This is a genomic window from Pseudoalteromonas ardens, assembly GCF_030125445.1.
Taxonomy (GTDB): domain Bacteria; phylum Pseudomonadota; class Gammaproteobacteria; order Enterobacterales; family Alteromonadaceae; genus Pseudoalteromonas; species Pseudoalteromonas ardens.
The window spans coordinates 1-11,900 of the sequence record NZ_JASJUV010000015.1 but is presented as its reverse complement, the minus strand read 5'-3'; the positions used below and the strand labels follow the sequence as shown (position 1 = coordinate 11,900).

The 11,900-nt window shown below is 53.6% G+C and carries 3 protein-coding genes; all 3 read left to right on the top strand.

The features are described 5' to 3' along the window. Nucleotides 1–984 carry a TauD/TfdA family dioxygenase gene (locus tag QNM19_RS24380; protein WP_049863380.1) on the top strand — a complete coding sequence of 328 codons (984 nt, stop codon included), beginning with the start codon at nt 1–3 and terminating at the stop codon, nt 982–984. A gap of 51 nt (nt 985–1,035) precedes the next feature. Beyond that, the gene (locus QNM19_RS24375) at nt 1,036–4,482 is read left to right on the top strand and encodes a non-ribosomal peptide synthetase (protein ID WP_049863381.1); all 3,447 of its coding nucleotides are present in this window, start codon (nt 1,036–1,038) and stop codon (nt 4,480–4,482) included. Further along, on the top strand, nt 4,479–11,900 hold a 7,422-nt coding region (locus tag QNM19_RS24370; protein ID WP_284027309.1), incomplete at its 3' end, for a non-ribosomal peptide synthetase. The genes QNM19_RS24375 and QNM19_RS24370, both read left to right, overlap by 4 nt.

Sequence of the window (11,900 nt, the reverse complement as noted above, 5' to 3'; positions counted from 1 at the left end):
ATGGCTTTGACTATCACTATGCCCGAGGTCGCAAAATTAAACGACCAGGCACACAGTCCGGTAGTGATACAGTTACATCAGGATAGTGCACCGTATGAGCAAGTCGTTGCTTTGCAAGACACGATTGAGCAACACCTGGCGGATGCCGGGGCGGTACTGCTGCGTGGTGGTAACTTTGGCTCACCCGCTCAGGTCGAACAACTGGCTGCCTGTTTTATGACACAGGTGCTGACCAATAACACCGAGCATCGTCCGGCAAGCACCAATGGTAATGTGCAACGACCGGTTGAATACTCAGAGTCTGAATTCCTTCTTTGGCACAATGAAAATACCTTTAATCAACGCTTTCCCGGCCGTGCGATTTTTGCCTGCGAACAACCCGCACTGAGCGGTGGGCAAACACCGATAGCCGATGCCCGCTCTGTGCTGTCCCAGTTACCCGCCGATTTAGTTCAGGAGTTTATCGACAAACAGGTCATGTATGTCCGTAACTATCAGGCCGATGACTTTGTTGGGCTGGGCTGGAAAACCATTTTTCAAACGGAGAATAAGGCTGAGGTAGAGGCAAAATGTCGGGATCAGGCACTGGAGTTTGAGTGGCGCGGCGAGCAATTAACCACCCGCGCGATTCGACCAGCCGTGGTTATTCATCCTGCCACTCAGGCACCTTGTTGGGTGACCCAGGCACAGCACTGGCATTTCAGTTGTTTGAATGAGGATCTCAAGGAAAACCTGGCCATTATGTTTGACGATGAGGCCGATTATCCACGTAACTGCTATTTTGGCAATGGCGACAGAATTTCCGATCAGACCATGGCCCAGATACTTCAGGTCTATCAGGCCAATCATCAGCAGTTCGACTGGCAGCAAGGTGATGTCATGTTGGTCGACAACCTATTAAAAGCCCATGCCCGAAACCCGTATCAGGGGGCCAGAAAAATTTTGGTGTGTTTTGGCGATCCCATCAGTTTCTCTCAACTGTAATTCAGGGTCTCCCTTAGCCGTAATCAACCGCATTAAGTCAGGAATAGCGAAGTGAATATAACAGCATTAGTCGATCAGCTCATCGCAGCTGGCGTTAAACTCAAAATCAAAGACAATAACCTAGTCGTGAAGTTACCTAAAGTCATCTCGGCCGACCTGCGCGAGCAGATCATTGCGAATAAAACGCAATTGAAGGAATACTATCTGGCAATGGCCAGCAGCGAGAACCAGACAGAACAGATTACTGTGCAACCACATACCGAAGCCATGCCTTTGTCATTCTCTCAGCAGGCGTTGTGGTTTTCAGAGCAAAGTGATAGCCAGGCTAATTACAATGTACCTGTTAACTTAAAAATCACCGGCAAGTTTGATGTCGAGCTGGCACAACAAGCATTGAATGGCATTATGGATCGCCACCTGATCCTCAAAACGACGTATTCAACGGATGCCCAGGAGACACTCCGTCAGGTGATCCATCACGATGCTCAGCTGAGCATTCATCGTGAGACGTTGCCAGCAGCCCAGCTGGATGATGCAAAAATACAGTGTATCGTCAATGAAGAAGCACAGCGCGGCTTTGATCTGCAGAATGAATTGCCGATCCGGTGTCGCGCGATAGCGCTGACAGGGGGATCAGAGCCGGTGACTTTATTGCTGTTAACGCTCCATCATATCGCGACGGATGGCTGGTCGATGGCCTTGCTGGTCAAAGAATTCACAACCCTGTATGAGAGCCTGACGAAAGGTGAGGCAGCACAGCTTGCTGCGCTGGACATTCAGTACGTCGACTTTGCCCAGTGGCAGCATCAGCACAACTCAGATAAATCAGCTAAGCAGTTAGACTACTGGCGCGCGCAGCTGGATGGCCTGCCGCATACCCATAGTCTGCCTCTGGATGGTCCGCGTGATAGCCAGGCCAGGGGGCAGGGGGGGATACTGAACAGAGTCCTGCCTGAAACAGTCAAACAGGGCTTGCAGACGCTGGCAAGCCGCTTTGATATGACCACCTTTATGCTATTGCATGCCGCTCTGGCACTGGTGTTTTCCCGTCACAGTCGGAGCCATGATATTGTTATTGGCAGTCCGCAGGCGAATCGCCAGAACCCACAGTTACATAACCTGATTGGTTTCTTCGTCAACACGCTGGTCTATCGGGTCAATACGGATCAGGCGTCTCTGGCGGATTATTTACACCATGTCAGACAGGTGCACATCGACGCACAATTGAATCAGGAAGTGCCGTTTGAAGCCCTTGTCCAGGCACTGACCCCCACCCGAACACCAGGCCAGACACCCTTATTTCAAATCATAGTCGACACCGACAATGATTATCAGCAGTCCGACGCGCCAGGCCTGCCGGGTATTAAACTGGAGCCACTGACTCACAGTGCGGTCACAATTAAATATGACTTAGATTTAGCGCTGAAGATGACCGAGACCGGAGTCAGTTGTTACTGGGCTTATGATCGGGGGCTGTTCACTGAGCAGCATGTCGGCCAACTGGCGGACGATCTGTGCAACGTCCTGACTCATCTGAGTCAGCCATTAACGTCTTCTGATACGACACTGCAAGCGCTCTACGCCAGTATGGCTGGGAACACACTGACACCGGAGATAAATACCTCGTCATCAGCAACGCATTCAATCCTGGAGCAGGTTTCACAGATTGCGCAGTTCGCACCTGAGCGTGTGGCTGCACAGCTCCAACAGCACAGTCTGAGCTATGCGGCTTTGGAGGCGCGGGCGAACAAGCTGGCTGACTGGCTGATAGCACAGAACTACGGTGGTCGTGACAAGATCATTGCCATTGAAGCCAGCCGCACACTCGATACTCTGGTTGCCATTTTGGCTATCTGGAAAGCGGGGTGTGCCTACCTGCCGATTGATCCAGCACATCCACAACAGCGGATCCAGTTTATGCTTGAAGACAGTTGCGCGATTGCGGTATTGGGTCATGCAGGTATGAGCGCCCTGCAAACTGCTGCCGGGCAAAGTGCAGTCCCGTATCTTGAGATGACGCAGTGCGATGAAGCAGACCTTGTTGCGGGCAGCGCCAGACAAACGTCACCGGATGCAGACAGCCTGGCCTATGTGATTTATACCTCAGGCACCACCGGGAAGCCGAAAGGGGTGATGATTGAACACGCCAACCTGAATCATTATCTGACGCACCTGAACACTCAGTTAGCAGCGCAAGTGACCGATGGCGTAGTCAGTACATCACTGAGCTTTGATGCGACCGTAACAAGTCTGTTTATGCCGTTACTCAGAGGTGGCGTGGTTAACCTGACCTGTGACGAAGATAAAGCATGTGAACAGGTGGTACAGGCGCTGGAGACGGCACAAGCCGCATTGCTATTTAAACTGACACCCGCACATCTGCAACTGATAGCCGCTAAAATGACACAACAAAATTCCCACAAGCACGTCATTATTCTCGGTGGAGAGCAGCTCAATTTAGACACCATTGCGCAGTTACGCAGCTACCTGCCTGAGACGGTGTTTGTAAACGAGTACGGGCCTACAGAAACGACGGTCGGCAGTCACTGGAAGTGTATCGAGGAAGGCCATCAGTCACCTATTTCTATGGGCGCACCGATAACAAATATGCAAGGTTTTGTGCTGGATGAAGATGGCCAGCCGGTTCCCCCTTACGCCATCGGTGAGCTATACCTGACGGGGCCGGGAGTGGCCCGTGGTTATCTTAATCGACCTCAGTTAAGTGCCGAGCGGTTCATTGATAACCCGGCCTACCAGAGCGGCCAGTCGGCCTGTTACAGCAAGCTATATAAAACCGGCGATCTGGTCAGAACGCTGGGCAATTCAGAAATGACTTTTATCGGGCGTATCGATGAGCAGGTTAAGCTCAACGGATACCGCATTGAGCTCGAAGAAGTGAAGCGCCAGATAGCAGATCAGGGGTTAGTCGAGCAGGCAGAAGTCCTGTTGGTTGAACAACAAGCGCAGATGCGACTGGTGGCCTTTATTGAACTGACTTCTGAAGGGACACTGCTGGTAAATCAGCAGGGAGAGGCGGCTATGACCGAAGGTCTGATACAGGCGTTGGCCGAGCAGCTACCAGAATACATGATCCCGGCTGACTACCTGGTGATTGAGCACTGGCCTTTGACGGTCAATGGCAAGCTCGATAGCAATCAGTTGGCGCAACTGGCAACAACTCAGCAAAGCGCGGTGTATGCAGCGCCAGAGACTGAAATGGAAGCCCATATTAACCAACTCTGGGCCGATATTCTGTCGCTGCAGGAGCGCGAAATTGGTCGTGACGGACATTTCTTCAAGCTCGGTGGTAACTCTATTTTACTGATAAAAATGCTCGGCAGTTTGAAAAAGCAATGGGGCATTTCGCTTGCATTTAATGAGGTCTTTAATCGCGTGGTGCTGCGAGAACTGGCCCAGTACGTCCAGCAGAAAGTGACTGAAAAGCAAGCCCAGGAGGCATTGGAAGAAAAAGCCACAGAGGCGGAGGGGTGGTTATGATAGCCAAGCAAATTATTGATGAAGCGATTGCCAGTGATATTTTACTGTTTACCGAAGCGGGTAAGCTGGGTTTTAAGCAAAAATCCGCAGCACCTTTTCCAGAGGCGCTGAAAAAGCAAATTCAGGCCCATAAAGCAGACATCATCGCGTTTCTGGCAAATCAGCACAATGACCTCGACATTCCACAGCGGCCTGTTGACAAGACGCGACTGCCCTTGTCGAACGCGCAGCAAAGGCTGTGGTTTATCGACAGCCTGAAGCAGGGCTCGGCCGAGTATAACCAGCCATTGGCGTTTACAGTGAGCGGGCAACCTGATCTGACAAAGATTGAAGCTGTCCTGAATGTCATTGTTGAAAGGCATGAAATCTTGCGAACGACTTACCATCAGGATGACACGGGGGCTTACCAACAGGTGAACACCAGTCAGCCATGCCGGGTAAAGGTCCATGATCTGTCACAGGTCGACAACTGGCCGTCACAGATAGCTGAGGTGATCGCCACTGAGTCGGCAAAGTGTTTTGACCTGAGCGCGGATCTGATGCTCCGGGTCGACTATTTTAAGGCACCTGCCACAGAAGAGACGAGCGGTGTACTGTTGTTCAATACTCATCACATTGCCTCCGATGGCTGGTCACAGCAAATTTTGCTGCGTGAGTTTGTGACAGTGTATGAGCAGCTCAACGCCGGGCAAAGTGCCCAACTGACCCCGCTGGAAATCCAGTATGGCGACTTTGCTCTGTGGCAGCAGCAACGCGCAGAGAATGGCGCGCTGGACGACGCTTTGTCTTACTGGCAGCAGCAGCTGGACGATGCGCCTCTGGTGCATGACCTGCCATTGTGTCAGACGCGTCCGGCGACCAAACAACATGCCGGTGGCCATGTTCAGGGTCGGCTGGCAAGCAAGGTTGCGCAGCCTTTGCTGGCCCTGGCACTACGCCTTCAGGTCACGCCGTTTATGCTGATGCATGCCTTGTTGTCTTTATTATTGAGTCGTTATAGTAACTGCACTGATATCGTGATTGGCACACCCGTGGCGAACCGCATTTCGCCGCAACTGGACAAGCTGATCGGCTTTTTTGTTAATACCCTGCCATTGCGTGTGGACACTGACCAGCAAAACTTGCATGAGCTGGTGGCGCACGTTAAAGAGGTCCACCTGGCAGCTCAGCAGCACCAGCATGTGCAATTTGATCAGCTGGTAGAGCACCTTAATATCCCGCGCAGCGCACAATATGCGCCTTTGTGTCAGATTATGCTCACTACAGCAAGCGAGTTTGGCATTAATCAGAACCGCGATATGTTGGCCTCTGCACTGGCCTCTGACGGACTGGCACTGGCGCCTTTTGGAGTAGAGCGGGTGGTTGCCAGGTTCGATATTGATATGCATATCAATATCAGCGATGGTGGTGTTGAGCTGGACTGGCTGTATGACAGCAGCATTTTTTCTCATGCTTTTATTACCCGGTTGAATCAGAACTTTGCAGCCTTGCTGTGTCAGGTGAGTGCGCAAGGTGAAGCGGATCTGCCATTAGGCGACATTTCGGCCTTGTGTGAGTCTGAGCGTCAGCAATTGGTCAGTACAGGGGAGCAGCAGCGTCTTGAGTATGATACCAGCCGCTGCATTCACCATTTATTTGAACAGCAGGTGGAGGCTGCACCCGAGGCAACGGCCCTGGTGTTCCAGAACCAATCCATCAGTTACGGCGAGCTAAATCAGCGGGCCAATCAGCTGGCCCATTACCTGCTAAGTGAGCAACAGATCACACCTGAAACCCTGATAGGGGTATGCAGCAGCCGTTCGGTGGAGATGATGGTGAGCATGCTGGCGATACTCAAAGCCGGTGGCGCGTATGTGCCACTGGATCCGGATTATCCGGCCAGCCGCCTGAGCTATATGGCAGCCGATGCAGGCCTGAAGCAAGTCATCGGATTTGGCAGTGGCCTTGCCGTGGCTCAGAGCCTGATGAGCGAACAAGTGGGCACCGCCATTGATATTGCAGCTCTGACGCTTGATGACTATCCACAACACAATCCAGCCCTGGACGAGATTTGTAACGATAGCCTGGCCTATGTGATCTATACCTCAGGTTCAACCGGCCAGCCCAAGGGCGTGCAGCTTATTCATCAGGGCGCAGTGAATCTGGCTCACAACCAGCAAGCCCGTTTTGCCACCTGTGCCGACAGTAAAGTGTTGCAATTTGCATCCATCAGTTTTGATGCAGCTACCTGGGAGTGGCTGATGGCTTTGATCCCGGGTGGTACCCTGGTGATTGCCGACGAGTTACAACGCACGGATGTACAGCAGCTGTCTGAGATGTTAAAAACGCAGCAGATCACCCATGCAACTTTGCCACCGGCGTTGTTATCGACCATGACGTTGCAGACAGATCTGGCGCTGCAATGTTTAATTGTGGCAGGGGAAGCCTGTGAAGAAAATGTGGTGGCTCGCTGGCGGGCACATTATCCTTTCTATAATGCTTATGGCCCGTCGGAGACCTCAGTCTGTGCGACTGTGGGTGAAATTATTGATGACACCATACACATCGGCACACCTTTGTGTAATGTTCAGACCTATGTGCTGGATCAGCAACAGAACTTATTGCCTCACGGTAGCTTAGGCGAGCTGTATGTCGGTGGCGACGGTCTGGCGCGTGGCTATCTGGGTCAGCCTGAGCTGACGGCCGAGCGCTTTATTGAGAATCCATTTTATGACCCCGAGGTGGCTGGCAGCTCGAAACGCCTGTATCGCACCGGCGATCTAGTGCGCTATCTGGCCGATGGCAACCTGGCCTTCGTGGGCCGTGCCGACGACCAAATTAAAATTCGCGGTTTCCGGGTTGAGCTGGGCGAGATAGCTCAGCAGCTGAGCCGCCAGACACAAGTAGACAGTGCACTGGTGCTGGCCAAGAACGGCCCGGCAGGCACCTATTTAGTAGCGTACGTCCAGCCAGTGGAGGCTGTTACAGAACAAGCACAGCCTGAGTTTATGGCTCAAACGCTGGCCACGCTGGCACAAACTTTACCGGATTACATGGTGCCTAAGCTGGGTGTGGTGATTGACGACTGGCCACTGACGGCCAACGGTAAAGTAAACAAAAAAGCCCTGCCTGAAGCAGATACGTCGGCATTGCAGGGCACTTATGTGGCGCCGCTGGGAGAGCGCGAGCAATTAATGGTTACGCTTTGCGGCGAATTGCTGGCACAGCCTGCTGAGCAGCTTAGCGTCACGGCAAACTTTTTCACACTGGGCGGCCATTCCCTGTTGCTTATGCAGCTGGCCAGCCGACTCAGACAACAAGGTTTTGAGGTGGATGCACAGGCGTTGTTCGCCGCCCAGTCCTTACAGGAAATGGCACAGGGGTTGAGCCTTGCCACTACAGGCGACACCGATGAAAGCCGCAGCCTGATCCCGGCCGGTTGCACCGCCATTACGCCGGATATGGTGCCGCTGGCTGCACTGAGCCAGGCCGAGCTGAACGACATCGCCGCCGAGATCCAAGGGGGCATGGCCAACATTCAGGATATCTATCCGCTGGCACCGTTACAGGAAGGGGTGTTGTTCGTACACAGTATGGATCCGGAGAACGACCCTTATGTCACCAACTATCTTTATGAATTAAAAAACGATGCGGCTCTGACTCAGTTTACTGACAGCCTGAATTTTTTGCTGGCCCGTCATGATGTGCTGCGTACTGCCATTCTCTGGCAGGGCAAGCGTCAGGCATTACAGGTGGTCCAACGCACGGTTACGCTGCCGGTGACACAGCTTGCCTGTGCCGGGGGCATGAGTGCACAGCAGACCATCACCGCACTGGCCGATGGTCCACAGTGGCTGGATCTGGCTCAGGCACCATTGTTACGCCTACAGGTGTGTCAGGACCCGGACACGGGTTCCCACTATGCACTATTACAGGCACACCACCTGATCATTGACCATGTTGCCATGGCGGTGATCCAGGATGAATTACACAGTTACAGCGCAGGCAAGGCGCAGAGCTTGCCTGCGCCGGCGTCTTATCGTCAGTTTATCAGCGACACCCTGGCACGCATGGAAACGCTCGATATAGAAGGGTTTTTCTCTGAGTCGCTGGGCCATATCAGCGAGCCGACACTGCCCTTTGGGTTGCAGGATACTCAGGGTAACGGCGACACTATTCGAGAGCATAAAGTGGCTCTGAGTGACGCGCTGAGTACCGCCATCCGCACTTATGCAAAACAGCATGAAGTCAGTCCGGCGGCGATTTTCCACGCCGCCTGGGCACTGGTGCTGGGGGCTTGCAGCAACCAGCAGGAAGTGGTGTTTGGCACCGTGATGAGCGGTCGGATGAATGGCGGCGCAGGTGTAGAACGCCTGCTGGGGATGTTGATCAACACCTTACCCGTGGCGGTTGAGTTACAGGGGTCTTCGGTCGCAGACTTGATTAAAGACGTGGACAAACGATTGAAAGCACTGCTGCCTTATGAGCAGGTGTCGCTGGCACAGGCGCAGAAACACAGCGCGGTGGGCTCAGACGGTCCGTTATTCAGCGCGATGCTGAACTATCGTCACACCGAGCGGGATGAAGTCGATACGCCAGCACAAGACAGCGATATTCAGGGTCTGAGCGCACAGGAGCGAACAAACTACCCGTTTAACTTATCGGTGAATGATTATGGTGCAGCCCATGTGTTCAGCCTGGACTTACAAATTGATGAGCAGGTCGAGATCAGCCGTATCGCAGAGTATGTGATTACGGCGCTGAGTCAGCTAACGGAAGCAACCCAAACACAGCCTGTGAGTGCGCTGAGCGTACTGCCAACGGATGAAGTGGCCAGGTTACTGACACAGGGTCAGCGTAGCTTAGGCTACGACGACACGGCCTGTATTCACCATTTATTCGAACAACAGGCAGAGGCAGCGCCCGAAGCAACCGCGCTGGTGTTCCAGGAGCAATCCATCAGTTACGCCGAGCTGAACCAGCGGGCCAATCAGCTGGCCCATTACCTGCTGAGTGAGCAGCACATCACACCAGGCACCCTGATTGGGGTATGCAGCAGCCGCTCGGTAGAGATGGTGGTGAGCATACTGGCGATACTCAAAGCCGGTGGCGCGTATGTGCCACTGGACCCGAATTACCCGGCCAGTCGCCTGAGCTATATGGCAGTTGATGCAGGTTTGCAGCAAGTGATTGGGTATGGCAGTGGTCTGGCCGTGGCTCAGAGCCTGATGAGCGAACAGGCGGGCACCGCCATAGATATTGCGGCCCTAGTGCTCGATGATTATCCGCTGCACAACCCCGCTCTGGAAACGCTTAGCGGTGATGCGCTGGCCTATGTGATTTATACCTCAGGCTCAACCGGTCAGCCCAAAGGCGTGCTGACCCCACATCGTGCGGTACAGCGTCTTATTAGCACGCCGCACTTTATGACACTGGACAGCGACACGGTATTCCTGCACAGCGCCAACATTGCCTTTGATGCGGCAACCATAGAGCTGTGGGGACCCTTACTCAATGGCGGACGTTGTGTGTTGTATCCGCAGGACCAGCTGGATATTCATGCACTCAATACACTGATTGATAGTCAGGCCATTAATAGTATGTGGCTGACGGCCGGTCTGTTCAGTGAGTGGAGCCACCACTGTGACGGTCGCACCTCTTTACGTTATGTACTGGCTGGCGGCGACATAGTCCACGGCGCCGATGTGATGCGGGTGCAGCAGGCATTACCGCAGGCACAAGTTATTAACGGCTATGGCCCGACTGAAAACACCACCTTCAGCTGTTGTTACGCGATACCGACATTGCATGAAAGTCAGGACATTGCCATAGGTACGCCGCTGAATGGCGATCAGGCCCTGGTGCTGAGCGATGACCTGAGCCTGGTGCCGTATGGCAGTGTGGGTGAGTTGTGTGTGGGCGGTGATGGCCTGGCACAGGGTTACCTGAATCAGCCCGAGCTGACGGCCGATCGCTTTATTGACAATCCATTTTATGACCCCGAGGTGGCGGGCAGCTCGAAGCGCCTGTATCGCACCGGCGATCTAGTGCGCTATCTGGCCGATGGCAACCTGGCCTTCGTGGGCCGTGCCGACGACCAAATCAAAATTCGCGGTTTCCGGGTTGAGCTGGGCGAGATAGCCCAGCAGCTGAGCCGTCAGACACAAATAGACAGTGCACTGGTGCTGGCCAAGAGCGGCCCGGCAGGCACCTATTTAGTGGCGTACGTCCAGCCAGTGGAGGCTGTTACAGAACAAGCACAGCCTGAGTTTATGGCTCAGACGCTGGCCACGGTGGCACAAACTTTACCGGATTACATGGTGCCTAAGCGGGGTGTGGTGATTGACGACTGGCCACTGACCGCCAACGGCAAAGTGAACAAAAAAGCCCTGCCTGAAGCGGATACCTCGGCGCTCCATGGTACCTATGTGGCGCCCGCAAATGAGGTTGAACGGGCATTATGCCAGATCTGGGCGCAATTACTGGATTTAGAGGCCGGTCGTATCAGTACCACGGATAACTTTTTTGACCTCGGAGGGCACTCTTTACTTTCGGTAAGACTGGCCGCCGAGTTGCGAGCGCAGCTGGCCGTCGAGTTACCCATCAAAGCGCTGTTTAATGCTGCGACGATTGCAGATCAGGCCCGGGAAGTGGCAGCGCATCACGGTGAACAGGTTCGTGAACAGATCACTGCACTGCCCAGAGCACTGCAGACTGACCCGCAGCTTGGTGAGCATAGTGCATTGCCACTGTCTTTTGCCCAGCAGCGCCTGTGGTTTATTGATCAGCTCCATAAGGGCTCGGCGCAGTATAATATGCCGGCTGCCTTTGATGTCAGCGGTACGCTGGATCTGACAGTGGTGGAAGCGGTGTTACAAACCATCATTGACCGCCACGAAGTGCTTAAAACCGTTTATCGTGATGGCGAGCAGGGCGCGAAGCAGCTGATCCGTCGGGATGCCCGCTTTACCCTCAGTTATGATGATGTGCGGATGTGCAACGAAGCGCAGCAGCAACAGGCCATCGCCACAGCCATGACGCAACAGCTTAATCAGCCGTTTGATCTGACCCGCGACGTGATGATCCGTGCCGGGTATATTCAGACTGCAGACAACGAAGGGGTGTTGCTGTTCAACATGCACCACATTGCCTCCGATGGCTGGTCGATGCAGGTCTTGATTAAAGAATTTGTCCAGCTGTATCAGGCATACAGTCAGAAACAAAGCAATCCACTGGCCCCTTTGGCCATTCAGTACGCGGATTATGCGCAGTGGCAACGGGATTACCTCAGTGAGACGGTGCTTGAACAGCAGCTTGAGTACTGGCAACAGCAACTGGCAGATGTTCCGCCAGTACACAGTTTACCGCTGGACTATTCGCGTCCGGACATCAAACAACATCAGGGTGCCCAGGTTAAAAGCACGCTGAGCAAAGAAGTC

Bases quoted from the DNA above. Each gene is read 5' to 3' on its own strand.
- QNM19_RS24380 (WP_049863380.1), top strand. From the start codon at position 1: ATGGCTTTGACTATCACTATGCCCGAGGTCGCAAAATTAAACGACCAG.